This is a genomic window from Synechococcus sp. A15-60, assembly GCF_014280095.1.
Classification (GTDB): domain Bacteria; phylum Cyanobacteriota; class Cyanobacteriia; order PCC-6307; family Cyanobiaceae; genus Synechococcus_C.
In genome coordinates this window covers 208,463-232,458 of sequence record NZ_CP047933.1, presented here as the reverse complement: position 1 = coordinate 232,458, position 23,996 = coordinate 208,463, and the positions used below count along the sequence as shown (strand labels likewise).

The following is a 23,996-nucleotide window of genomic DNA, read 5'->3' as shown; positions in this document are numbered from 1 at the left end:
CCAAGTAGCCGCCGGAGATCAGTTGAGGGAGAATGGCACGCACTGTATCCAGCGCGTGCTGTGACGAGCCCTCTGATTCCGGTGATTCTTTGCGGCGGCACCGGCACACGCCTTTGGCCCCTCTCACGCGCCAGCTATCCCAAACAGTATTGGCCCTTGGGCGGCAATGGTGAGGAAACCCTCCTGCAGCAGACCCAGCAGCGCCTGGAAGGCATCGAGGCCCTTGGAGCACCACTGCTGATCTGCAACGACGACCATCGCTTCATCGTGGCCGAACAGATGCGCCAGATCGGCGTCGAGCCTGGTGCCATCTTGCTGGAACCCATGGGGCGCAACACCGCTCCCGCTGTTGCTGTCGCCGCTCTGCAAGCCACAGCCCGTGGCGAAGACCCGCTGCTGCTCGTGCTGGCCGCCGACCACGTCATCCGTGATAGGGAGCACTTCCGAGCCGCCATCGATGCCGGACGCAGCGCCGCCGAAGCTGGACGACTGGTGACCTTCGGCATCGTGCCCACCGCACCGGAAACTGGCTACGGCTACATCGAAGCCGCCAACCCCATGGAGGCCGGAGACCTCACCCCGGTGCCGATCGCTCGCTTTGTGGAGAAGCCCGACCGCGCCACCGCCGAGCAGTTTCTGGAGAGCGGCCGCTTCACCTGGAACAGCGGCATGTTCCTGTTCAAGGCCAGCGCCATGCTTGCGGAATTAGAGCGTCTGGCGCCAGAGGTGGTGAGCTGCTGCCGCGCCGCCCTGGAACAGGACATGGCCGATCTTGATTTCCTGCGCCTGGAGCGAGAAGCCTTCGCCAAATGCCCCAACGTGGCCATCGATGTGGCCGTGATGGAGCAGACCCAATTGGGCTCGGTCTTGCCGCTTTCGGCCGGCTGGAGCGACGTAGGCAGCTGGAGCGCCCTCTGGGACACAGCTGATCGCGACCATGACGGGAACGTCTTGCGCGGCCGTGTAATTAGCGAGGGCAGCCGCAACTGCTACCTGCGCAGTGAGCACCGTCTAGTGGTGGGTCTGGGAGTGGAGAACCTGGTGGTGGTGGAAACCGACGATGCTGTGCTGATTGCCGACCGCAGCCAGGCGCAGAACGTGAAGACCGTCGTCAAACAGCTCGAAGCCGACGGCAGCCCAGAAGGCAAAGCACACCGCAAGATCTACCGACCCTGGGGCCACTACACCGGCGTGGTGGAAGACAGCCGCTGGCAGGTGAAACGCATTTCCGTCAAACCCGGCGCCAGTTTGTCCTTGCAGATGCACCACCACCGCGCCGAGCACTGGATTGTGGTCAAGGGCACCGCGATGGTGGAACGCGACGGCGAGTCACAGCTGATCGGCGAGAACCAGAGCACCTACATCCCCCTGGGCTGCAAGCACCGGCTCACCAACCCCGGCCGCATTCCCGTGGAACTGATCGAAGTCCAGAGCGGTGCTTACCTCGGCGAAGACGACATCGTTCGCTTCGACGATGTGTACGGACGCAGCGATCACAACCTGGTCGAACCATCTCTCAACATCGCCTGATGAATCCTGCGGCAACACCAACCGGCCCCAGCGCAACAGCGCTGTTGGGCCATCGCCAGCGGATTCTGGTGACGGGCGGAGCGGGCTTCATCGGGGGCGCAGTCGTGCGCCGACTGCTGCAGGAGAGCGATGCAATCGTTTTCAACCTCGACAAGATGGGGTACGCGAGCGATCTCACCTCCATCGACGGCGTGCTGGCCGATCTGCCCAAAGGCGGTGCCGGGAGGCATCAATTTCAGCAAGTTGATCTCAGTAACGCAGCAGCGGTGAACAGAGCAGTCCGCGAAGCAGACCCAGATCTTGTGATGCATTTGGCTGCGGAAAGCCATGTCGACCGCTCGATCTCTGGGCCGGGAGTGTTTCTTGAAAGCAACGTCACGGGAACCTTCAATCTGCTCCAGGCAGTGCGCGTGCATTACGAGAGCTTGAGAGGGTCGCGCAGAGACCATTTCCGGCTGCATCACATCAGCACGGACGAGGTCTTTGGATCTCTCGGAACCGAAGGTCGTTTTTCAGAAACCACGCCGTATGACCCTCGCAGTCCCTACTCGGCCAGCAAAGCTGCAAGCGACCATCTGGTGCAAGCCTGGCATCACACCTATGGACTGCCCGTCGTACTCACCAACTGCTCCAACAATTACGGCCCTTGGCAGTTCCCAGAGAAACTGATCCCAGTGGTCACACTCAAAGCAGCAGCAAGAGAGCCCATTCCCTTGTATGGAGATGGCCTCAACGTGCGCGACTGGCTGTATGTGGAGGACCACGTCGATGCCCTTCTGCTTGCAGCGTGTCGAGGCGAATCAGGTCGAAGCTACTGCGTCGGCGGACACGGTGAAGCCACGAACAAACAAGTAGTGAGCCAAATCTGTAAGCAGCTCGACCAACTCCAGGCCGACAACGCTCCACACGCAGAACTCATCACGCCAGTCACCGACCGACCGGGTCACGATCGGCGATATGCCATAGACCCCTCCCGCATCACCTCAGAACTCGGCTGGCAGCCTCGACACAGCATGGAAGAGGGGCTTGCCGCCACAGTCAGCTGGTACGTGGACCATCAGCATTGGTGCCAACAGGTCCGAGAACGCGCTCGTTATTCCGGAGAACGGTTAGGTCTCACTCCACAGTGACGCTCTTAGCGAGATTGCGGGGCTGATCCACATCAAGGCCCCGGTGAGCAGCGATGTGGTAACTCAAAAGTTGCATTGGCACTACGGTAAGCAGTGGGCTGATCCACTCGCTCACCTCCGGCACCGGCAGCAGTTCGTCAAACAGCTCCGTGTCAGCGCAGATCGGTGCCACGCCGATCAACTGAGCATCGCGAGCCTTCGCTTCCTGGGCATTGCTCAGCACCTTCTCGAACACCACGCCCGGCACAGCGATCGAAATCACTGGCACGTGAGTATCGAGCAGAGCGATCGGCCCGTGCTTCATCTCGCCGGCGGGATAACCCTCGGCATGGATATAACTGATCTCCTTGAGCTTCAGCGCCCCTTCCAAAGCGATGGGGTAGTTGATGCCCCGCCCCAAGAAGATCACATCCTGGGTTTCCGCGAAGCGATGGGCCATGGCCTCCGAGCGCTGATCGTGCTGCTGCACCAGGGCGCTGAGCTCCTCAGGCAAACCACGCAGCTCCGCCACTAAGGCAGCGATCTCGGCACCGCTGCGAGACCCTCGTCTTGCGGCGAAGGCCAGGGCCAACGCATAGAAGGCCAGCAGTTGGCCTAAGAAAGTCTTGGTGGCAGCCACTCCCACTTCAATGCCGGCACCGATGTCGAGCAGGTGCGTCACCTGCCGTGCCAGGGAGCTTTCCGGACGATTGGTGACCCCCAGCTGACGAGGGGCATAGGCCGGATCCCCATGGGCCTGGCGTCGTTCGGCGTCCATGGCCAGGGCCGCCAGTGTGTCGGCGGTTTCTCCCGACTGAGTGACGCCGATGGTGAGTGTGTTCGGAGCCAGCGGCGGTGGGGCATAGCGGAATTCACTGGCGTAATCCACGCTGGTGGGCACACCGGCGAATTGCTCCAGTAAATAGGCGCCAACCTGGGCCGCATGGCGGCTGGTGCCGCAAGCGAGAATCTGGATGCGATCAACATTGGCGTAGAAGCCTTCGTCGAAGGGCAGCGCCACGGGCTTGGATGCCGGCAGGCTTTCCGGCAGATGGCGTTCCACCCACAGCCGTGCCGTCTCGGGCTGCTCATGAATCTCCTTGAGCATGAAGTGACGGAACTCCCGCTTGTCCGCCACATGCTCCTGACCGCTCAGCAGTGTGGGGCTGCGTTGCTGACGGGCACCATCAGCGTTGTAGAGCTCGATGCCCAACGGCCCCAGCAGCGCCACTTCGCCGTCCTCCATCGGCAGGATGGTGCGGGTGAAGCCCGCCAGGGCGGGCGTATCGCTGGCGCAAAGAAACTCGCCTTCGCCGAGGCCAATCAGCAGCGGGGCTGCCTTGCGCGCCACCACTAACGCTCCAGGAACCTCTGCCCAGAGCACCGCCAGGGCGTATGCCCCCTGCAAGCGCGGCAGCACCGCCTGCACAGCCGCCAACAGGGTGCTGCCATCCGCAGGCTCTCCGGCGGTACTCCGACGCTCCAGTTCAGCCGACACCAGATGCGGAATGACCTCGGTGTCGGTGTCGGAGCGAAACGTGACCCCCGTCGCGGTGAGCTCATCGCGGAGCAGCCGGTGATTTTCAATGATGCCGTTCTGCACCACCGCCACACGACCCGATCCATCCCGATGGGGGTGGGCATTGTGCTCCTCCGGCTTGCCATGGGTGGCCCAACGGGTGTGGCCAATGCCGCAGAAGCCAGGAGCCCCCTCCTGATCCACCCTGGCGGTGAGATTTACCAGCTTGCCCTTGGCACGCACGCAGTGGAGCGCACTAGAGCCATCGGCCCCTAAAACATCAACCGTGGCAATGCCTGCGGAGTCATAACCGCGATATTCCAGCTGGCGCAGGCCCTCCAACAGCAGCGGTGCCGCTTCCCGCGAACCGATCACCGCAACGATTCCGCACATACAAAAAAGCCCGGCAATGCCGGGCTGAGCTTATGAGTTGTTGGATAGGAAACCGATTGGCGTGATCAATACGCCAGACCCATGCTGCGGGTGGTTTCGTCGCCCAGGTAAACGCGGATGCTGAGAAAGTCCGTAGGGCAAGCGGTTTCACAGCGCTTGCATCCCACGCAATCTTCGGTGCGGGGCGAAGACGCAATCTGGCCGGCTTTGCAACCGTCCCAGGGAACCATCTCGAGAACGTCGAGAGGGCATGCGCGCACACACTGGGTGCAGCCGATGCAGGTGTCGTAGATCTTGACGGCGTGGGACATGTACCCGTCTCGGTGCAGAGGACTTGGGGTCAACGTACCCGGGGTGAATGCTTCTGAGGCCAAGCTCGCGCTTTGCCGTCACTGTTGTTAACGACGAGAGGTGGTGGGGATAAGGCCAGCCCGTAAGATGCGGCGTCCCGTCTTCACGGCCATGTCCCAGGAAGCGATCCTCGAAAAAGTCCGTTCGATCGTGGCGGAGCAACTCAGTGTTGACGCCGGCGAAGTGAAGCCGGAGTCGAATTTTCAGAACGATCTGGGCGCTGACTCGCTTGACACAGTCGAGCTGGTGATGGCCCTGGAAGAAGCCTTCGACATCGAAATCCCCGACGAAGCCGCTGAAGGCATTGCCACTGTTGGCGACGCCGTCAAGTACATCGAAGACAAGCAGGCCTGAGGATCGGCAGCATGGTGGAGGGTCTCCAACGCGTCGTGGTCACTGGCCTCGGCGCGGTGACACCGATCGGCAACAGCGTTGCCGAGTACTGGTCTGGCCTCACCTCAGGCCGCAATGGCGTCGCGCCGATCACCCTGTTCGACGCGGAACAACACGCCTGCCGTTTTGCCGCCGAGGTCAAGGATTTCGATCCCAGTGGCGTCCTTGAACCCAAGGAGGCCAAACGCTGGGATCGGTTCTGCAAGTTCGGTGTCGTCGCCGCCAAACAGGCCCTAGCCGATGCTGGCCTCGCGATCACCGATGCCAACGCCGATCGGATTGGCGTCAGCATCGGCTCCGGGGTGGGCGGACTGCTCACCATGGAGACCCAGGCCCACGTACTGGACGGTAAGGGTCCGGGCCGAGTGAGCCCTTTCACTGTGCCGATGATGATCCCCAACATGGCCACCGGCCTGGCAGCAATCGCTCTCGGAGCCAAAGGTCCCAGCTCCGCGGTGGCCACAGCCTGCGCCGCAGGATCCAATGCCATTGGCGATGCCTTCCGTCTGCTGCAGATGGGCAAAGCCGACGTGATGATCTGCGGCGGCGCGGAATCCGCCATCACCCCGCTGGGCGTGGCCGGTTTCGCAAGTGCCAAAGCCCTGTCGTTCCGAAACGACGATCCCGCTACCGCCAGTCGCCCCTTCGACAGGGAGCGAGATGGCTTCGTGATTGGTGAGGGGTCCGGCGTGCTGGTGCTGGAAACCCTGGAGCACGCCAAAGCACGCGGCGCCACGATCCTGGCTGAAATGGTGGGCTACGGCACCACCTGCGATGCCCACCACATCACATCACCAACCCCCGGTGGCGTGGGCGGAGCCACAGCCATGCGACTTGCCTTGGAGGACGGCGGCTTGAGCGCCGACAGCATCGACTACGTCAATGCGCACGGCACCAGCACCCCGGCCAACGACAGCAACGAAACAGCAGCCATCAAAAGCGCTCTCGGCAGTCGCGCCCAGCAGATCCCGGTGAGCTCGACCAAATCAATGACCGGTCACTTGCTGGGTGGATCCGGCGGCATCGAGGCGGTGGCCTGTGTGCTGGCTCTCCAGCATCACGTGGTGCCCCCCACGATTAATCACACCAATCCCGATCCCGAATGTGATCTGGATGTCGTGCCCAACACCGCCCGTGAGCTCAAGCTAGGCACGGTGTTGTCCAACTCCTTCGGCTTCGGCGGCCACAACGTCTGCCTCGCCTTCCGACGCATGAGCTGAATCTTTCGGTCTGGCCCGTTTCTTAGGGCCCTTGACCCGTTGTTTCAGACTGCTCGTACTCCTTACCGAATTACACCCTCCACGTCATGGTCGCTGCGCCCGCTTCTGTCGACACCCTTTGCATCAACAGCATCCGCATGCTGGCGGTTGATGCCATCAACAAATCCAACAGTGGCCACCCCGGCCTGCCGATGGGCTGCGCTCCGATGGGTTACGCCCTTTGGGACAAGTTCCTGAAGCACAATCCCAAGAATCCCAAGTGGTTCAACCGCGACCGCTTCGTGCTGTCGGCCGGTCACGGCTGCATGCTGCTCTATGCGCTGCTGCACCTCACTGGTTACGACTCCGTGACCATCGACGACATCAAGCAGTTCCGTCAGTGGGGCTCCAAGACTCCCGGTCACCCCGAAACCTTCGAAACCCCTGGTGTTGAGGTGACCACAGGACCCCTCGGTGCCGGTATCTCCAACGCTGTGGGCTTGGCTATCGCCGAATCCCACCTGGCCGCCAAGTTCAACAAGGCCGACGCCACCGTGGTGGATCACTACACCTATGTGGTGATGGGTGATGGCTGCAACCAGGAAGGCGTGTCCTCTGAGGCTGCTTCCCTAGCTGGCCACCTGAAACTGGGCAAGCTGATTGCCCTTTACGACGACAACAGCATCACCATTGACGGTCGCACCGATGTGTCCTTCACCGAGGATGTGTTGAAGCGCTACGAGGCCTACGGCTGGCACGTCCAGCACGTGGCCGAGGGCAATACTGACGTGGACGCCATCGCCAAGGCGATCGAAGCGGCCAAAGCTGTCACCGACAAGCCGTCGATCATCAAAGTGACGACCACCATCGGCTACGGCTCCCCCAACAAGGCTGACACCGCTGGCGTGCACGGTGCCGCCCTGGGTGAGGAGGAAGCAGCGCTCACCCGTCAGCAGCTCAACTGGAACTACGGTCCCTTCGAGGTGCCCCAAGAGGCCTACGACCAGTTCCGTCAGGCCATCGAGCGTGGCGCCAGCCTCGAAGCGGAGTGGAACCAAACTCTCGCTGCTTACCGCACCAAATACCCCTCCGAAGCCGCCGAATTCGAGCGGATGCTGCGCGGTGAGCTGCCAGAGGGGTGGGACAAGGATCTGCCCACCTACACCCCCGAAGACGGTGGGCTGGCCACTCGCAAGCACTCCCAGATCTGCTTAGGCGCCCTGGGCCCCAACCTGCCTGAGCTGATCGGTGGCTCCGCCGACCTCACCCACTCCAACTACACCGACATCAAGGGCGAAACTGGCTCCTACCAAGCCATCAGTCCCGAGAAGCGCTACCTGCACTTTGGAGTGCGCGAGCACGCCATGGCGGCCATCCTCAACGGCATCGCTTATCACAACAGCGGCTTGATCCCCTATGGCGGCACCTTCCTGGTCTTCGCCGATTACATGCGTGGCTCCATGCGCCTCTCGGCTCTAAGCGAGCTCGGCGTGATCTATGTGCTCACCCACGACTCCATCGGCGTCGGTGAAGACGGCCCCACTCACCAGCCAATCGAGACCATCCCCTCCCTGCGGGCGATGCCCAACATGCTGGTGTTCCGTCCTGGCGACGGCAACGAGACCAGTGGTGCTTACAAGCTCGCGATCCAGAACCGCAAGCGCCCCAGCTCCCTTTGCCTCAGCCGTCAAGGCATGGTCAACCAAGCCAATTCCTCCATCGACAAGGTGGCCCTGGGCGGCTACGTGCTCGAAGACTGCGAAGGCACACCTGAGCTGATCCTGATCGGCACCGGCACCGAGCTCGACCTTTGCGTGCAAGCCGCCAAGCAATTGACTGCCGAAGGCAAAAAGGTCCGCGTAGTCTCAATGCCCTGTGTGGAACTGTTCGACGAGCAGAGCGACACCTACAAGGAAGACGTGCTTCCCAATGCCGTGCGCAAGCGCCTCGTGGTGGAAGCCGCTGAATCCTTCGGCTGGCACCGTTTCATCGGCCTCGATGGTGACAGCGTCACCATGAATCGCTTCGGCGCCTCCGCCCCGGGGGGCACTTGCCTCAAAGAGTTCGGGTTCACCGTTGAAAATGTTGTGGCAAAATCCAAGGCGCTTCTTGGATGAAGACGACATGCCTGTGAACAGTCAGCAGCCCCTGCCGTCTCGTTCACAGACCTTGGATGACGCATCATCAATGTCCTCTTCTGTGATCGAGCAGGGGGGGACTTTTGTATCCACTCCGAAGCGTCAACATGGTCAGAAACGACGCTTCGGGGCTGCCGGAATTATCAATGTCTTGCTGACCAACCTGGTATTGCAAGTGCTACTGGCCAGCAGCATCGTGAGCGTGACTGCCGCCACTTTGATCAGCCAGCTGATTAACACCTGCCTTGGGTACGCCATATACGGGAAGATCGTTTTCAAAGCCCAAGGGCTCCGCCACCATCGACCGCTGCTCCGCTACATCTTGCTAATGACAGCCATGTGGCTGCTGAACACCGTCGGGATTGAATTCGGAGCCACAGTTGGACTCAATAAAAACCTTGTGGCAGCTGGGCTGATCCCCTGTCTGGCCGTGTTATCGTTCATCGCACAAAAATACTGGGTGTTCAGATAATGAAGCTAAGCATCATTATCCCTTGCTACAACGAGTCGAGCACCATTCTATCGTTGATTGCAGCTGTTAAACAATCACCGGTTAAAGATAGAGAAATCATCATTGTCGACGACGGCTCCAAAGACGGAACCCGCGACATTCTTGGTGAACTAAGCGATCCTGAAGTCCGCGTTATTTTTCACAAAGCAAATCAAGGCAAAGGCGCTGCTCTTAGGACCGGGTTTCAGGAAGCAACGGGAGACATTTGCATCGTGCAGGATGCCGACCTTGAATACGACCCCCAGGAATTTCCGGTGGTCATCCAGCCAATTCTGGAAGGCAAAGCCGACGTCGTTTTCGGAAGCCGTTTCCAAAGCGGAAGACCACATCGCGTCGTGTATTTTTGGCACCGCATCGGCAACGGGGTGCTGACGCTAATGAGCAATTTTTTCACGGACCTGAACCTCTCCGACATGGAGACTTGCTACAAAGCATTCCGTCGCGAAGTCATTCAATCGATCAATATTCGCGAAAATCGCTTTGGTTTCGAGCCTGAAGTAACCGCCAAAGTTGCGAAGATGAATCTTCGAATCTACGAAGTGGGCATCTCTTACTACGGCCGCACTTACGACGAAGGCAAAAAGATTGGATGGAGAGACGGCTTCAGGGCGATTTACTGCATTCTCAAATACAATCTTTGGTCTAAACGTTGAATTCCTCCATGCGTCTCACCCGCAATTTGATCACTGGTGGCGCTGGCTTCCTTGGCTCTCACCTCACCGATCGCCTGATGGAAGCAGGCGAAGAAGTGATTTGCCTCGACAACTATTTCACAGGACGAAAAAGCAATATTGCCCCATGGATTGGCCATCCGAGATTTGAACTGATTCGGCACGACGTCACCGATCCGATCCGCCTCGAGGTGGATCGGATCTGGCATCTCGCCTGCCCCGCTTCGCCGGTGCACTACCAGTTCAACCCGATCAAAACCGCCAAAACCAGTTTCCTTGGCACCTACAACATGCTGGGGCTGGCACGCCGCGTTGGCGCGCGTCTGCTGCTGGCCAGCACCAGCGAAGTTTATGGCGATCCTGAGGTGCACCCTCAACCTGAGAGCTATCGCGGCTGCGTCAACACCATTGGCATTCGCAGCTGTTACGACGAGGGGAAACGCATCGCTGAAACCCTCTGCTTCGACTATCAACGCATGCATGACACGGAAATCCGTGTCATGCGAATTTTCAACACCTACGGGCCTCGGATGCTGCCGGACGATGGCAGGGTGGTCAGCAACTTCATCGTGCAAGCTCTCCAAGGTCAACCCCTGACGCTGTACGGCGATGGCAGCCAGACCCGATCCTTCTGTTATGTCGATGATCTGATCGAGGGCATGATTCGCCTGATGAACGGTGAGCACACAGGTCCCATCAACATTGGCAACCCTGGCGAATTCACCATCCGCCAACTGGCTGAACTGGTGCGAGATCAGATCAATCCCAACCTAGAGCTGATTACCCAGCCACTTCCGCAGGACGACCCATTACAACGGCAACCGATCATCGCGCGTGCCCAAAAAGAACTGGGATGGGAACCCAAAATCGCACTCCAAGATGGACTTAAGCCGACCATCGAATGGTTTCGAAAAAGCCTCAACGCCTAATCGGCATCATGACCCTGAAATTTTTGATCAAGCCAGCCAAGACAACGGTTCATTGGCTGTTAATTCCGGTTGCAGCGATCCTTATCACACTGTGGCCAACGCTCTCAAGTGGCCTCGAGTTTTTACAGACCGATCCAGGAGACACGCTTCTGAATCACTACTTTCTAGAGCACGCCTATCAACATATTCGTGACGGACAGATATTGAATCCAGAAAATTTTTGGTCGCCAAATTTTTTCTGGCCCGTGAAAGACACTCTCGCTTGGAGCGACCATCTGATCGGCCCTGCTGTGCTTTATGGGCTATTACGTACTTTCATACGTGACCCCTATCAAGCCTATGCGGGTTGGTTGTCTTTAACCCTGGGACTGAACTATGTAGCGATGCGACGGGCATTGATGGCCATCAGCCCTGCAACGACTCCTGCTTGGCTAAGCCTGGTTTCCTTAATCACCGTTTTCAGTCCTGCCATAACAATTCAGCTTAGCCATCCTCAATTGCTAAGCCTGTTTCTGATGGGTCCAATTCTGGTCCTCTGCAACCATCTGCTCACCCAAGATCCATCAGAAAATTTCAGCATCAGCGATTGGTTGATGCTGGGTTTCTGGCTGCTATGCAACGGAATCTTCAACATCTATATCTTTGTGTATGGATGCTATGGCGCATTAGCGTGTGCCAGCATTCACGTTGCCAGAAGATTACGTAAAAAGTCTTTCAGAATCAAAAAAGGAATCCGATTACAAAGAGCAGCAACAGCGTTTCTGACAGTTATAGCGCTTAACTTAATTATCTATACTCCCTACCTAAACTCACTTGAAACGTTTGGCGAACGCCCGTCAGAACTGATACTTGCGAACTTACCGAAGCCAGCAAGTTGGATTTTTAGCAGAGATCAATGGCTCATACCACCCCTCTTGAGCCATGGGCAATCACCAGAAGGGTGGATTTCTGGTGCAGAGCAAGAACTTTTCCCAGGATGGCTTTTGATCATTCTGATCGTTGCAACAGCTATTACAGCTATTACCAAAAAAGCAAAAACTTCTCACGAACTAAAGCTCTGGATGCTCACATTGAGCATTTTAATTATTGGATCCATCTCTATCATGGATTTCACACTGTGGCCTTTCATCAGTAAGGCATTGCCAGGAGCAAGCTCACTTCGAGCTTCAAGCCGCGTTGGAATGGTGATTGTTCTATTTGCAGCACCAAGCATTGCATTGGCAAGCACATACTGGATCACCATACAAACGCTAGCCGGACGGACGCTCACACTCCTCTTTGGCTATGGAGCTGCCTTCAGCAGCATCACGGCTGTGGATCAACCATTCTTTTCTCTGAAAGAGTGGCGCAAAGAACAAAGATTAGTTCAGGACGCGCTATCAAACAGCACTTGCGATGTGTTCTGGATGGAATGGGAAAATGGACCAGAATGGCGCAGCCATGTTCTAGCCATGCACGCCCAACTCAGCACTGGAATCTCCACAGCGAATGGCTACAGTGGTCATTTTCCAAAACAAAACTGGCCCTACAGCAACCCATCAGGAGACGGTGCTTATGCATGGATGTCGCTATATAATCCGGGTAAATATCATAACTTAAGACCTCAGACTGATGAGCTTAATCGCTGCATTGTAAGTGTTGATACAATATCAAACACATCGAAATTAAGACAAATAGAATTTCGAGACGGAAAACCAATTAATCTAGACATCAATTTTAGCCCCGGCGAAATCATTTATTCGAATGATCAAGTCAAAATCGCAGTCGACAACAATTATCTGCTTTTCAGGGTTCAAATTTCGAAAGGCGATGAGAGCGACTCAGCATGGCGTCTGTTGACTAGAGACGGAAAACCAATACCAGCAGAGCGTGCAAATTATTCCATAACAGACGCAAGAATCAAGAAAAACAAACTGTTGATCGATGATACAAATCCAATCGAAAGAATACGGTACACCTGGACAATCAACTTAGACAATGGAGTCTTTGAAGGCCAAAGCGTGACAAATCTTGTTCAATAACAACACAAAGAGGCATGGTGGCATCCGAAATAATCCATAATTTTGCTAAACATAAATCCGTTTCTCATATTTTTGGAATCACTTGTTCAGTCATACTTCTTTTGGTTCAGTTCCATGCCTGCACGAGTATCGGAAGCAGTCAGTACGAAATTGGAGGTTGCGATCCATTTGGTTACGCCAGACAAGCGAGGCTCTTTCGACAGGCCAACCATCCGCTAGATGGCTTTAATACTGATCTACAAGATAAGGCATACCAACATCTCAAACGCTGGGCACAATCCACCGAATTAAATCCGAAGGATTGGTTCCAGATGGTGGCACCCCATTGCCATCACTACAGACCATCCAGTAACAAGCTGATTATTCAATACCCCTTCGGAACCGGCTGGCTGATGAGCCTCTTTCCTGAGGAATACGAACGGCGATGGCTGGCGATTGGGAGTCTTTCCATTGCAACGACTCTGGGAATTTTCAAGCTCAACCGAGAGAAGAGTCCACTGGTTCAAGTCTTCAGAACTTTCAACACACTCATTCTGATCAACACCATCCAAATCTTCTGGCCAAGAAGTGATTCCCTAGCACCCAGCATCTTGATCGCTTATATATCCGCAGAGATGGCCTTGGCTTATGCCAAAAGCCCAGAGACAAAAACTCGAAACCTATCAATTCTAAGCACCATTCTGGGCCTTCTTCTCGGTTTTTCAATCACGATTAGGCCAGGCAATCTCTTTTTCTGGTTTGCAGGATTTCTAGCCATTGGACTTATAGCGCTCTCTAAGCCAGTTCCACCAAGAGCACTCATTCGCACAATCGGATGGGGCACCCTCAGTCTCTTACCCGGAACGCTGGCAAACTTCTACTTCAATGCGGTGAATACAGGCTCAGCTTTCGTCACCACCTACACACCCAAAGACACTCGGCTCACGGACAATCCGGAGATCATCCTCTCCAATTACAGCAAGCTCGGCAACGGAGATGGGCTCATCCTCCTGCTCATCTGTAGCGGTCTGGTCGGGATCACGCTCATCAAACTGATGGGCAGTGGACGACTCTCGAAACACAATCATGCCTGCTTGAAGTTGTCAGCGATCATGTTCACAGGTTGGGGAAGCCTTATCCTTCTACTGCTTCTCTCAACCGCGAAGATCGTCTTTCTGCCTCACTACCTGGCTTGCCAAGTGATCTTCACATCAACACTTGTCTGCTGCAGCGATGTTGATAAAGTGAACACTACTCCTCTCGGTCAAGTCTCGCGCCATAAGGCCCTCGCCCAGTGGAGTGATCACATCAGAACCATGGTGATGGCGTTATCGAGCATCATCATTATGCTCCAAACCTTTTCTCAATCAAACATTACACAACCAACGGACAATCCGCTGGTAGGAATTGACAGAGAAAATAGTGTTATCTGGGCAGCAGACATTGGGTCATATTTTTTCTATTACTATGGATTGCCTACCGCAAAACTACTCGACGCTAATTCGGAATCCCAAAACCAAGCGATTGAGTATCTCCAAAGGGAAGGCATCAACCAGTACTTTATTGACGAATACAAAATCCCTGAGCTTGTTCAATTGCTTAAACCAGGCAAACGACAGCTCAAAAAAGTTGGCGAGTTTCGACAGAAGTCCATCTATTTGCTGGAGCCTTAATCAATTCGCCTCGGAACAATCAATGTGCAAGGCCATTGGCAATCACAAAATCTCTCATAAGCGTAGATTTTGAGAGTGAAGCCGCCAAGACTCACTCCGGCTGTTGATGAGAGGCGAATCGTGAGCATCAAAGGCTAATTAATCAGCCTTGTCCATCTTCACGCCGGCAAGCTCGGCACCACCCTTGGTCTCCAGCACCTTCTCCAGACCTTCAAGATCTTCATCGGTGATCTTGGTCTGCATCGGACAGTGCTTGGGACCACACATCGAGCAGAACTCCGCCTGCTTATAGATGTCGGCCGGCAGAGTCTCGTCGTGATACTCCTTAGCCCGCTCTGGATCCAAGGACAGCTCGAACTGCTTGTTCCAGTCGAAGGCGTAGCGGGCACGGCTCAGCTCATCGTCACGATCCCGCGCACCAGGGCGATGACGGGCGATATCAGCCGCATGAGCGGCAATCTTGTAAGCGATCAGTCCTTCACGCACATCGTCGGCATTGGGCAGACCCAGGTGCTCCTTGGGCGTCACGTAGCAGAGCATCGCTGTGCCATGCCAGCCGGCCATGGCGGCACCGATGGCGGAGGTGATGTGGTCGTAACCAGGCGCGATGTCGGTCACCAGGGGGCCCAGCACATAGAAGGGTGCTTCGCTGCACTCCTCCATCTGCTTCTTCACGTTGAACTCGATCTGATCCATGGGCACATGGCCAGGGCCCTCCACCATCACCTGCACGTCGTGCTTCCAAGCGCGGCGCGTCAGCTCACCCAAGGTGTGCAGCTCAGCCAGCTGTGCAGCATCGGAGGCATCGTGCTGACAGCCAGGACGAAGGGAATCACCCAACGAGAAGGTGCAGTCGTAGCGCTTGAAGATCTCGCAGATGTCGTCGAAGCGGGTGTAGAGCGGATTCTGCTTGTGGTGATACAGCATCCATTGGGCCAAGATGCCGCCGCCACGGCTGACGATGCCGGTGATCCGGCCCTTCACTTTGGGCAGGTGCTCAATCAGCAGACCCGCATGGATGGTCTGGTAGTCGACGCCCTGTTGGCAGTGCTTCTCGATGATGTGCAGGAAGTCGTCTTCCGACAGACGTTCGATCGAACCATGCACGCTCTCGAGTGCTTGATACACGGGCACGGTGCCGATGGGCACCGGGGAGGCGTTGATGATCGCAGTGCGCACCTCATCCAAATTCACACCGCCGGTGGAGAGATCCATCACCGTGTCCGCGCCGTACTTCACCGCCAACTTCAGCTTCTTTACCTCCTCCTCGGCGTCAGAGGCATTAGGGGAGGCACCGATGTTGGCGTTCACCTTGCACTTGCTGGCGATGCCGATCGCCATCGGTTCCAGATTGCCGTGGTTGATGTTGGCGGGGATCACCATCCGGCCCCGAGCCACCTCCTCCATCACCAGCGATTCAGGCAGGTTCTCCCGATGGGCCACAAAGGCCATTTCCTCGGTCACCACACCCTGCCGGGCGAAGTGCATCTGCGACACGTTGGCTTGTCCACGACGGGACTCAACCCAGGAAGTACGCATGATCCGTTCAGCAAATGGACTGCCAGGAGCCGGCCGATCAGCCGCGGATCACATGTGGTCACTTCCCTGGCGCCGGCATGACCCGGATCAGGTTCGGAGGGTGTGATCTCAGCCCTTCCGGCCGCGAACGACCTCAGGCACCCCTAGTGGTGTTTGAACCGTAGCAAGCGTTCCGACAGTGGAGGGGTCAGGTCGCTTGCAAGCCGTTCAGTGCCGCCGCCACCACCCGATGGTCGCCGTCCTGCTGCAAGGGCCGCAACAACGTCCGCGCCTGCTCACCGACCGGTTGATCCCGGCCCTCACGCACAATCCGGCCCAGGATCTCGGCGCCACTGACCCGCACGGTGCCATCGGCATCGGTGATGGCGACGGAGGCAAGGTCCAACAACCAACCCAGGTTGATCTGGGGCTGCTCCGCTAGAGCCGAGAGGATGCTGCAGCGCACCAGCCAAGCGTCATCGGCCAGGAACGCCGCCTTCAGCAGCGGCCAGGCCCGCTCCACGCCATAACTGGCTAAGGAATTGGCGGCTTCAGCTCGCACGTTGCTGTCATTGTCATTGCGCAGCAGCTTCTCCAGCACCGACCAACCCTGCTCCGTGCGCTTGTAACCCAGCCCGCTGCAACTCAGGGAACGCACCAGGAAGGCCTCCTGCTCACTACCCAACACCAACAAAGGCACCGCCTCCTCGTCGGTGCAGAAGCGCAGCTGGGTGAGAGCCGGCATCGCCAGGGTGGGGTCTCCAGAACCGATCGCTGTGCGCAGCGCGTCGAGATCGGGAGCGTCATCCGCAGGCGATGGCGGTGTGGATGCCATGGACTCAGTGCTCCTCGAATCGACTGCTGCGCAAAGCCACCAGCAGTTTGTGGCGCCGGCGCCGGCGACCCACGACCGCATGGATCACCAGGCCAGAGCCCACAAGGATGGCAGGTACAGCCTGCCAACGATCGGTCCCCTCCCTCTGAACCAGGCCAACCAAGCCCAACAACACAAGCAACGGTGCTGCCAAAGACAGCAACACAGACACGGGCAAACGCGATGGGCGGGTCATAACGCCGGCTCCCAAGCCAGGATCGCAGCGGTCAACACCCGGATACCTGTCTCCAAACAACGCTCATCCGGCAGGAAATGACCGTTGTGCAGGGGAGCGCATCCGTCGGGACCTGCCACTCCCAGGCGGAACATCATTCCCGGCACATCGCGAATCAGCTCAGCAAAATCTTCCGCTCCGAGCGATGGATGCTCCAACCGCAGCACCTGATCCGATCCCAGCTGCTCGATGGCACATCGTTCCAACAGCGCCGTGAGCCGAGGGTCGTTGTGCACAGGCGGCGCGATGCAGCGGTAACGCACCACGGCCGTCGCCCCAAAGGTCGAGCAAATGGCCTGCACCGTGTCCTCAATCCAGCCGGGCAATCGATCGTGCAGATCGCTGCAGAGACAGCGAACGGTGCCCAGCAGGGTGACGCGATCGGCAATCACGTTGTAAGCCTTGCCCCCTTCGATCCGGCCGAAACTCACCACCACCGGGTGCAGGGCATCCAGCCGGCGGCTGATCGCCTCCTGCAAACCAGTAACCACTCGGGATGCAATCCAGATCGCATCCACCGACTGATGCGGTCGTGCTCCGTGGCCGCCTTCACCGATCACTTCAATCTCCAGTTCACCGGCAGCGGCAGTGAGGCTGCCGCAGCGCACGCCGATGTTGCCCACAGGCAACGAGGGGAACACGTGCACCCCGAACAGGCCGGCCAGACCATCCGCGGCTCCGGCTTCACGCATCCAGCGCGCACCCTGGGCAATCTCCTCCGCCGGTTGAAACAGCAGACGGATACCAAAGGGCAACGACGCTTCAGCAGCCAGCAGTCGCGCCACACCCACGCCAACGGTGCTGTGCAGGTCGTGCCCACAGGCGTGCATCACGCCCTGGCGAACGGATGCATAAGGAAGTTTGGTGCGTTCCTCAATCGGTAACGCATCCATGTCGACCCGCAGGCCGACTGTTGGCCCTTGCCCAGGCCCCAGCTCCGCCACAACACCGGTTCGTCCCACCCCCTCACGCACTCGCCAACCGGCCTCGCGCAGCTCACCGGCAATCAGCGCTGCTGTCTGATGTTCCTCACCGCTGAGTTCCGGATGGGCATGCAGATGACGCCGGAACTCGATCAACTCCGGCAGCAGCTGGGTCAGTCGCTCGGACCAAGACGGAGCGAGGGTCGTCATGCCTCCTCCAGCGCAAGAAAGCGCTCAAGATCCGCAATCGGGCCTGGCGGCCAGCGGCGCACCTGTGCCAGCCAGGAAGCATCGCGGTAGCTGGGATCCAATCCAGCAGCTGCCGCCCAATGACTTTCGGCTTCACCGCGGGAACCCACGCGCCAGAGCAGAGCACTAAGGGCAGCGCGGGCATCGGCAAACAGGGGATACCGACGGATCAGATTGCGCAGCTGGCGTTCGGCTTCCTGAAGATCCTCCAGCTGATACAGAGCCAAGGCATCACTGGAACGGGCCATGGCAAAACCCGGCCTGGCATCGGCAGCCAGGCGGTAGAGACGCTGGGCTTCCCGCCAGTCGCCTTCCGAACCACGCACATTGCCAAGGTTGTAAAGCGCCGACGCATCGCTCGGATCACGATTGAGAATCCAGTCGTAATCCGCCGCGGCCTCGGGCCAGCGCTGCAGGGCTTCTTCCGCGGTCCCGCGGTTCAGATGCGGGTCAGCGTCATCGGGAGCCAATTCAATGGAGCGGGTCTGATCTGCAATCGCCCCCTCCGGATCCCCGAGCATCAAGCGCACATTGCCGCGATTGCTCCAGGCCGCCGCATCCCTGGGAGCGAGGTCGAGCACCTGATCCCAGATCGGCAGCGCCTGCTCAGGATCGCCTTGTCGGCTGAGGGCCAGGGCGCGATCGAACAGGGTTGGCAGATCGTCCGCTGCCGCCCAGGCCGCCGTTGGAGGCCAGGACGCCAGCAGCAGCACCGGCAGAAACCATGCGATCAGCTGTCTCCGCCAGTTCATGCCGCTGCCTCCTGATCCGGCCAGCCAAGATGACATCGCCCCGCGTCCGTCACCACCCGTCCGCGCGGTGTGCGCTGCAGAAAGCCGAGCTGAAGCAGATAGGGCTCCACCACGGATTCCAACGTGGTGGGATCTTCTCCGAGGGCTGCCGCCAGGGTGTCTAACCCTGCAGGGCCACCGCCATGGGACTGGATCAGCAGCTCGAGCAGCCTGCGATCACTGGCATCCAGGCCCTTTTGATCCACCCGGTGCAGTGTGAGGGCCTCATCCACCAGGTCGCGATCGATGCAGCCGGTGCACTCACGCACACAGGCCACGTCACGGACCCGCCGAAGCAAACGATTGGCAATCCGCGGCGTGCCCCGGCAGCGGCGGGCGATCTCAGCACAGGCCTCAGGGCTGAGGTCTAACTCCAGCAGTCCCGCAGCCCGCTCCACAATTGCCTGCAGGTCGTCCAATCCGTAGAACTCCAACCGCTGAATCAAACCGAAGCGATCGCGCAGCGGCGAGCTGAGCGCACCGGCCCGGGTGGTGGCTCCCACCAGAGTGAAGGGAGGCAGCTCAAGGGCACGGGTTCGGGCGGTGCTGCCCTTACCCACGGTGAGATCCAAGCGCCGATCTTCCATCGCGGGATAGAGCAGTTCTTCTGCCACCCGACTGAGCCGGTGAATCTCATCGATGAACAACAGCTCCTGAGGCTGCAAATTCACCAGCAAGCCAACGATGTCACGGGGGCGCTCCAGAGCAGGAGCACTGGTGATGCGGCAGTTCACCCCCAATTCTTCGGCCAACACCATGGCCATGGTGGTTTTGCCGAGACCCGGCGGTCCGTAGAGCAGCACGTGATCAAGCGCATCACCACGACCGAGGGCCGCCTGCACGGCGATACCGAGCACCTGCTTGAGCTCGCGCTGACCGATGTAATCGTCCAAACGGCGTGGTCTGAGGCCGTCATCGCGACCGGGGGCCGCCGTTGGATCCAGATCGTCTCCGGCTTGCCGGGCACCATCCACGACCCGGCTAGTCGGCCGTTCCGGCCGGGGGCGTGGGGCTGCGGCGTTGGAAGAAACGATCGCCATGGTTGGAAGGGTACCGAGCCCTGGATAGGGTCGGGGAATCAAGCGGCTGAGGAGCCGAACGGTCCATGGCCAAGGGTGGAGGCAAAAAGAACGCAGCAGCGCGGGCTGCCGCCAATCGCCTACTGGCGGACAACCGGCTGGCCAGGCACCAATACGACATCCTCGAAACCCTAGAAACCGGCATTGAGCTGGTGGGGACCGAGGTGAAGTCGATCCGGGCCGGTCAGGCCAACCTGCGCGATGGCTTTTGTCTGATCCGCAACGGCCAGCTGCAACTGCACAACGTGCATATCTCCCCTCACACCCACGCCAGCGGCTACTACAACCACGACCCCCTCCGAGTGCGGCGGCTGCTGGCGCATCGCCGGGAGATCGACAAATTGCGCGGTCAGCTGGATCAGAAGGGGTTAACGCTGATCCCGCTGAACATGCACCTGCAGGGCTCCTGGATCAAGCTGACAATTGGCCTTGGTAAAGGCCGCAAGCTGCACGACAAGCGCGCCGCCGAAAAAGACAAGCAGATTAAGAAAGAAACCCGGGCCGCCATCGCCCGTTACTAAGCGATGCGCTTAGGGCGGCGGCGGTGAAGCGATGCCAGCCGGTGCCGGCAGAGTCTGAGGTGCACTGGGCTCTACAGCTTCGCCAGATGCATCGGACTGAGTCGGAGGCTCCTCCACACCCGCCGGCTTCGGACCGGGCGGTTCCGGAAGCGCCTCGACAGGGCCCTGCACGCCGGTGGCCGGGTCTGGAATCGGATCCAGGTCCACCTCCGGCAACGGTTGTGATCCCGGCAGATCGGCACGACAAGACAGCGTCAGCAGTCCCGAGGACACACCGTCGTTGGTGACGAGCACCTGCACCGGTGATCCCGCCTCGACCGGAAGGGTGACCACCCGAAGCGGTCCACGGTCCGCCATCACTGCACCGTCGGCTGCAAAGACCGTCATCTGCATCAGTGGGGTGCCATTGATGCCAAGCACCAGACGGCGCCCGGCCGGCACCGCAATTGAAATCAATCGTGCCCCACCTGCAGGCACCCGGCTGGTGAGCACCGTGGGCGTGAGCTGCCGGGCCTTCACGGTTTCAATCTGCACGTCCTCCAGGCTGCGCAACGCCGCAGCAATCCAGAGCTGCCGGTAAGGCTCCGGCGGTTTGACCCCTGCCGGTGCACCCGGCAACAGCGCTTGGGCTGAAGCACTCACAAGTTGCTCCACCACCCTGGCGTTCACCCCTTGATCGACCAAGGCCTGTCGCTGACTTTGCCAGTCGGCAGGTTTGAGCTGACCCAGGCGACTGCGCAGGGCGGGCGGCAGTTGTTCCACCCGAGCCAGCCACTCATCGGCCAGGTCATTCCAGACCCGCCGAAGTGGGGCATCGTCGAGGGAATCACTGGGCAGGCGACCACCACGCTCGGGGAAACGGGCCATCAGGCTGGCATCCACCAGTTGCAGGAACCAACTGCGATCCACCTGCAACGCCCGCAGACGACTGAGCAACTGCTGTCGTTGATCCACCTCAGCGGGGGGCAGGCTGGTGGCCCCACGACCGATCAGATCACGATCGGTGGAAGGCGCCTCAGCCGGTGATTTACCCCTGCTGAGCAGAAACCAACCAATGGCCGTCCCCAACAAAGCCGAGATCAGCAAGGCAGCCACCACAGGCCAGAGGCGTCCTTCCGCTGCCTGTTGACGTTCCTCCGCCCGCGGGCGGCGGCGCGAGGCCTGCCTGGCTGGCGGCGTGAACGTCGGCAGATCCGGTGAGTGGGCTGCGATGGATTCAGGGTCGGGATCGGCCGCCACCACAGGGGCCAACACCACGGTGCGATCGGCGCGGGGCTGCGGCCCCGTCGATTCAGGCATCGTTACCGTCTGGAGAGCGCGGAGGGCTTCAGAGGCTTCATCAAAGCGCTGGTCCGGCTGCTCCGACAGCAAACGCTCCAGCACTTGGCGGTAGGGGGGGTCCAGTTCAAGATCAGCGGGCGCGCTCCAGTGGAGACCTTCGGCATCCAATAACTGCTCCGGCGGCCGCCCGGTGAGCATGGTGAGCGCCGTCACCCCGAGCCCATGAAGATCCATCCAGGCCGCAGCCGGTTCCCGCCGGCCTTGCGCTCGCGGGGCGTAGCTCGCTGAGGCACCCTCGAGGGGCTGGGCTCCAGAGCGCTGCAACAGTCCGAAATCGAGCAGCACCGGCAACCCGTCCTGATCGCGGCGCAGGAGATTGCGGGGATTGATGTCGCCGTGCACCAGCGCATGGCCGTGAAGCACCGCCAGAGGTGAGAGCAGTTGACGCATCAAGAGCAGCACCTCACCAGCACCAAACACCAGCTGGCGCTGAAGCCGCTGCTCCTGGATCTGGTGGAGGGTCGACCCCTCCTGCCACTCGCGCACCAGCCAGAAGCTGTCGTGGGACTCGATCAGCCCTCCAAAGCGAGGAATCTGAGGATGCAGCACCGACTGGATCGCTGGCCACAACTGGCGAAATCGCTGCTGAGCCGCATCAGTTTTCAACTGCCTGAGTGCCACAGCCGTATCCCCGGCCATCTGGTCGGCAGCACGCCAGAGCACAGCATCCGATCGATCAGGATCGTTGGAGCAACACCGATCCAGGCGATACCGCTCAGCCAACAACGTGCCGATCACGAATGGGGCTGCAGAGATGGCTGATGCTAAGGGCAGTGTCTCGCTGAACTTGCTGAGGATCTCCCTAGGGTCACTCGGGTACGACTCCATCCCATGGCCGCTGGCTCCCTCCTGGATCGACTGTTGGAGGTGCGTCAGGCCAGCGAAGCCTTGATCGCTCCGCTCGACGCAGAGGACCTCAATCTGCAGGGCATGGCCGATGCCAGCCCGCCTAAATGGCACCTAGCCCACACCACCTGGTTTTTTGAAACCTTCGTGTTGAAGCCCCATCAGCCGGATTACACACCGGCAGATCCCCGCTGGAGCTACCTGTTCAATTCCTATTACGACACGGTCGGTCCTCGCCAGCCGCGGCCGCAGCGAGGCCTCCTCAGCCGACCACCCATGGCCGACGTTGCGGCCTGGAGACAACGGGTTACCCAGGCCCTGGAGACGCTGCTAGTGCATCACGCCGATGGCCCCTGGCGGGAGCTGGTGGAGCTGGGACTGCAGCACGAGCAGCAGCATCAGGAGTTGCTCCTGATGGATCTACTCGATGGCTTCAGCCGGCAACCCCTGGAGCCCGCCTATCGCGACGACTGGTGTGAGCAAGATGAGGATCTGCCTGACAGCGGCCCGACCTGCGCCGACGACCTCCATGGTCCCTGGCTGCACTGCCGGGGAGGGCTGGTGGAGGTGGGCCACCAAGGGGATAGCTTCCATTTCGATAACGAAGGACCACGCCACCGCACCTGGCTCGACCCCTTTGCCATCGCCGATCGGCTGGTGAGCAACGGGGCCTATCGCCGCTTCATCGACGACGGTGGTTACCGCCGCCCAGACCTGTGGATGAGCGAGGGGTGGGCGGAGTGCCAACGCCGGGGCTGGCAAGCACCCCGCTACTGGCGGCGGGATCGCAATGGAGAGGGGCCCTGGCGCTGGGAATTCACTCTGGGAAGCCGACGCCCACTAGAGGATCACCGGCCAGTGCGTCACCTCAGCTGGTTCGAAGCTGATGCCTTTGCCCGTTGGGCCGGGGCACGGTTACCCAACGAAGCAGAATGGGAATTCGCCAGGGTTCAGCATGGAGAAAACCTGCTCCAGAGCCATGGCCAGCTATGGCAATGGACCGCCAGCCCCTATCGGCCCTATCCCGGGTTTCATCCCGCGGCCGGGGCTGTTGGCGAATACAACGGCAAATTCATGACCTCCCAGTTCGTGCTGCGTGGCAGCAGCCGGCTCACCCCCCCTGGACATGCCCGCGACACCTACCGAAACTTCTTCCCCCCAGTGAGCCGGTGGATGGCCGCAGGTCTACGTCTGGCGCGATGA

At 59.3% G+C, this 23,996-nt stretch carries 21 protein-coding genes and 1 riboswitch; of the genes, 12 read left to right on the top strand and 9 right to left on the bottom strand.

Annotated elements, in window-relative coordinates; genetic code table 11:
* Positions 1–60 precede the first annotated feature (60 nt).
* Positions 61–1,530 carry a mannose-1-phosphate guanylyltransferase/mannose-6-phosphate isomerase gene (locus SynA1560_RS01050; protein ID WP_186500958.1) on the top strand — a complete coding sequence of 490 codons (1,470 nt, stop codon included), beginning with the start codon at positions 61–63 and terminating at the stop codon, positions 1,528–1,530.
* Positions 1,530–2,660, top strand: a complete 1,131-nt coding sequence (rfbB, locus tag SynA1560_RS01045; RefSeq protein ID WP_186500957.1) for a dTDP-glucose 4,6-dehydratase — start codon at positions 1,530–1,532, stop codon at positions 2,658–2,660. Before SynA1560_RS01050 ends, rfbB begins: the two co-directional genes overlap by 1 nt.
* On the opposite strand, the gene glmS is transcribed toward rfbB, so the two are convergent.
* Together glmS and psaC are read right to left on the bottom strand one after the other, a co-directional pair.
* Entirely contained in the window at positions 2,647–4,551 is a 1,905-nt protein-coding gene (gene glmS / locus SynA1560_RS01040; protein WP_186500956.1) for a glutamine--fructose-6-phosphate transaminase (isomerizing), read from the bottom strand. The genes rfbB and glmS overlap by 14 nt on opposite strands.
* A 65-nt stretch (positions 4,552–4,616) precedes the next feature.
* Positions 4,617–4,862 carry a photosystem I iron-sulfur center protein PsaC gene (gene psaC / locus SynA1560_RS01035; RefSeq protein WP_006850103.1) on the bottom strand — a complete coding sequence of 82 codons (246 nt, stop codon included), beginning with the start codon at positions 4,860–4,862 and terminating at the stop codon, positions 4,617–4,619.
* Positions 4,863–5,013: 151 nt separating this feature from the next.
* Here psaC and acpP point away from each other — a divergent pair, with 151 nt between their 5' ends.
* The 8 genes from acpP to SynA1560_RS00995 all read left to right on the top strand — a co-directional run bounded on the left by acpP (position 5,014) and on the right by SynA1560_RS00995 (position 14,416).
* Entirely contained in the window at positions 5,014–5,256 is a 243-nt protein-coding gene (gene acpP, locus SynA1560_RS01030) for an acyl carrier protein (protein WP_066910276.1), read from the top strand.
* 11 nt (positions 5,257–5,267) lie between these two features.
* On the top strand, positions 5,268–6,515 hold the full coding sequence (gene fabF / locus SynA1560_RS01025) for a beta-ketoacyl-ACP synthase II (protein ID WP_186500955.1): 1,248 nt from the start codon (positions 5,268–5,270) through the stop codon (positions 6,513–6,515).
* Positions 6,516–6,601: 86 nt separating this feature from the next.
* Entirely contained in the window at positions 6,602–8,611 is a 2,010-nt protein-coding gene (gene tkt / locus SynA1560_RS01020) for a transketolase (RefSeq protein ID WP_186500954.1), read from the top strand.
* A gap of 70 nt (positions 8,612–8,681) precedes the next feature.
* Complete coding sequence (locus tag SynA1560_RS01015) at positions 8,682–9,104, top strand: GtrA family protein (RefSeq protein ID WP_186500953.1); 423 nt, start codon at positions 8,682–8,684, stop codon at positions 9,102–9,104.
* A complete protein-coding gene (locus SynA1560_RS01010; RefSeq protein ID WP_186500952.1) occupies positions 9,104–9,796 on the top strand; it encodes a glycosyltransferase family 2 protein in 693 nt (230 codons plus the stop codon). Before SynA1560_RS01015 ends, SynA1560_RS01010 begins: the two co-directional genes overlap by 1 nt.
* Before the next feature lie 8 nt (positions 9,797–9,804).
* A complete protein-coding gene (locus tag SynA1560_RS01005; RefSeq protein WP_186500951.1) occupies positions 9,805–10,743 on the top strand; it encodes a UDP-glucuronic acid decarboxylase family protein in 939 nt (312 codons plus the stop codon).
* A gap of 8 nt (positions 10,744–10,751) precedes the next feature.
* The gene (locus tag SynA1560_RS01000) at positions 10,752–12,764 is read left to right on the top strand and encodes a hypothetical protein (protein WP_186500950.1); all 2,013 of its coding nucleotides are present in this window, start codon (positions 10,752–10,754) and stop codon (positions 12,762–12,764) included.
* Between the two features lie 14 nt (positions 12,765–12,778).
* Positions 12,779–14,416: a hypothetical protein gene (locus SynA1560_RS00995; protein WP_186500949.1), complete on the top strand. Its 1,638-nt coding sequence runs from the start codon at positions 12,779–12,781 to the stop codon at positions 14,414–14,416.
* Positions 14,417–14,554: 138 nt separating this feature from the next.
* On the opposite strand, the gene thiC is transcribed toward SynA1560_RS00995, so the two are convergent.
* The 6 genes from thiC to ruvB all read right to left on the bottom strand — a co-directional run bounded on the left by thiC (position 14,555) and on the right by ruvB (position 20,046).
* On the bottom strand, positions 14,555–15,955 hold the full coding sequence (thiC, locus tag SynA1560_RS00990) for a phosphomethylpyrimidine synthase ThiC (RefSeq protein ID WP_186500948.1): 1,401 nt from the start codon (positions 15,953–15,955) through the stop codon (positions 14,555–14,557).
* 46 nt (positions 15,956–16,001) lie between these two features.
* Positions 16,002–16,110: riboswitch (TPP riboswitch) on the bottom strand.
* 32 nt (positions 16,111–16,142) lie between these two features.
* A complete protein-coding gene (locus SynA1560_RS00985; RefSeq protein WP_186469884.1) occupies positions 16,143–16,769 on the bottom strand; it encodes a HEAT repeat domain-containing protein in 627 nt (208 codons plus the stop codon).
* A gap of 4 nt (positions 16,770–16,773) precedes the next feature.
* Complete coding sequence (locus SynA1560_RS00980; protein WP_186500947.1) at positions 16,774–17,004, bottom strand: DUF3188 domain-containing protein; 231 nt, start codon at positions 17,002–17,004, stop codon at positions 16,774–16,776.
* A complete protein-coding gene (locus SynA1560_RS00975) occupies positions 17,001–18,176 on the bottom strand; it encodes an amidohydrolase (protein ID WP_186500946.1) in 1,176 nt (391 codons plus the stop codon). Before SynA1560_RS00975 ends, SynA1560_RS00980 begins: the two co-directional genes overlap by 4 nt.
* Entirely contained in the window at positions 18,173–18,967 is a 795-nt protein-coding gene (locus SynA1560_RS00970) for a tetratricopeptide repeat protein (protein ID WP_186501528.1), read from the bottom strand. The genes SynA1560_RS00975 and SynA1560_RS00970 overlap by 4 nt, the downstream gene beginning before the upstream one ends.
* On the bottom strand, positions 18,964–20,046 hold the full coding sequence (gene ruvB / locus SynA1560_RS00965; protein ID WP_186500945.1) for a Holliday junction branch migration DNA helicase RuvB: 1,083 nt from the start codon (positions 20,044–20,046) through the stop codon (positions 18,964–18,966). Before ruvB ends, SynA1560_RS00970 begins: the two co-directional genes overlap by 4 nt.
* Before the next feature lie 65 nt (positions 20,047–20,111).
* Here ruvB and smpB point away from each other — a divergent pair, with 65 nt between their 5' ends.
* Positions 20,112–20,606: an SsrA-binding protein SmpB gene (gene smpB / locus SynA1560_RS00960; RefSeq protein ID WP_186469880.1), complete on the top strand. Its 495-nt coding sequence runs from the start codon at positions 20,112–20,114 to the stop codon at positions 20,604–20,606.
* 9 nt (positions 20,607–20,615) lie between these two features.
* Here the strand turns inward: smpB and SynA1560_RS00955 are convergent, their stop codons facing one another.
* Positions 20,616–22,685 (bottom strand): protein kinase, encoded by a 2,070-nt coding sequence (locus tag SynA1560_RS00955; protein WP_255477111.1) that lies wholly within the window; start codon positions 22,683–22,685, stop codon positions 20,616–20,618.
* Between the two features lie 93 nt (positions 22,686–22,778).
* On the opposite strand from SynA1560_RS00955, the gene egtB reads away from it, so the two are divergent.
* Positions 22,779–23,996, top strand: a complete 1,218-nt coding sequence (gene egtB / locus SynA1560_RS00950) for an ergothioneine biosynthesis protein EgtB (protein WP_186500943.1) — start codon at positions 22,779–22,781, stop codon at positions 23,994–23,996.

Coding starts and splice junctions, on each gene's coding strand:
- rfbB (WP_186500957.1), top strand. CDS start 1,530: ATGAATCCTGCGGCAACACCAACCGGCCCCAGCGCAACAGCGCTGTTG.
- glmS (WP_186500956.1), bottom strand. CDS start 4,551: ATGTGCGGAATCGTTGCGGTGATCGGTTCGCGGGAAGCGGCACCGCTG.
- psaC (WP_006850103.1), bottom strand. CDS start 4,862: ATGTCCCACGCCGTCAAGATCTACGACACCTGCATCGGCTGCACCCAG.
- acpP (WP_066910276.1), top strand. CDS start 5,014: ATGTCCCAGGAAGCGATCCTCGAAAAAGTCCGTTCGATCGTGGCGGAG.
- fabF (WP_186500955.1), top strand. CDS start 5,268: ATGGTGGAGGGTCTCCAACGCGTCGTGGTCACTGGCCTCGGCGCGGTG.
- tkt (WP_186500954.1), top strand. CDS start 6,602: ATGGTCGCTGCGCCCGCTTCTGTCGACACCCTTTGCATCAACAGCATC.
- SynA1560_RS01015 (WP_186500953.1), top strand. CDS start 8,682: ATGTCCTCTTCTGTGATCGAGCAGGGGGGGACTTTTGTATCCACTCCG.
- SynA1560_RS01010 (WP_186500952.1), top strand. CDS start 9,104: ATGAAGCTAAGCATCATTATCCCTTGCTACAACGAGTCGAGCACCATT.
- SynA1560_RS01005 (WP_186500951.1), top strand. CDS start 9,805: ATGCGTCTCACCCGCAATTTGATCACTGGTGGCGCTGGCTTCCTTGGC.
- SynA1560_RS01000 (WP_186500950.1), top strand. CDS start 10,752: ATGACCCTGAAATTTTTGATCAAGCCAGCCAAGACAACGGTTCATTGG.
- SynA1560_RS00995 (WP_186500949.1), top strand. CDS start 12,779: ATGGTGGCATCCGAAATAATCCATAATTTTGCTAAACATAAATCCGTT.
- thiC (WP_186500948.1), bottom strand. CDS start 15,955: ATGCGTACTTCCTGGGTTGAGTCCCGTCGTGGACAAGCCAACGTGTCG.
- SynA1560_RS00985 (WP_186469884.1), bottom strand. CDS start 16,769: ATGGCATCCACACCGCCATCGCCTGCGGATGACGCTCCCGATCTCGAC.
- SynA1560_RS00980 (WP_186500947.1), bottom strand. CDS start 17,004: ATGACCCGCCCATCGCGTTTGCCCGTGTCTGTGTTGCTGTCTTTGGCA.
- SynA1560_RS00975 (WP_186500946.1), bottom strand. CDS start 18,176: ATGACGACCCTCGCTCCGTCTTGGTCCGAGCGACTGACCCAGCTGCTG.
- SynA1560_RS00970 (WP_186501528.1), bottom strand. CDS start 18,967: ATGAACTGGCGGAGACAGCTGATCGCATGGTTTCTGCCGGTGCTGCTG.
- ruvB (WP_186500945.1), bottom strand. CDS start 20,046: ATGGCGATCGTTTCTTCCAACGCCGCAGCCCCACGCCCCCGGCCGGAA.
- smpB (WP_186469880.1), top strand. CDS start 20,112: ATGGCCAAGGGTGGAGGCAAAAAGAACGCAGCAGCGCGGGCTGCCGCC.
- egtB (WP_186500943.1), top strand. CDS start 22,779: ATGGCCGCTGGCTCCCTCCTGGATCGACTGTTGGAGGTGCGTCAGGCC.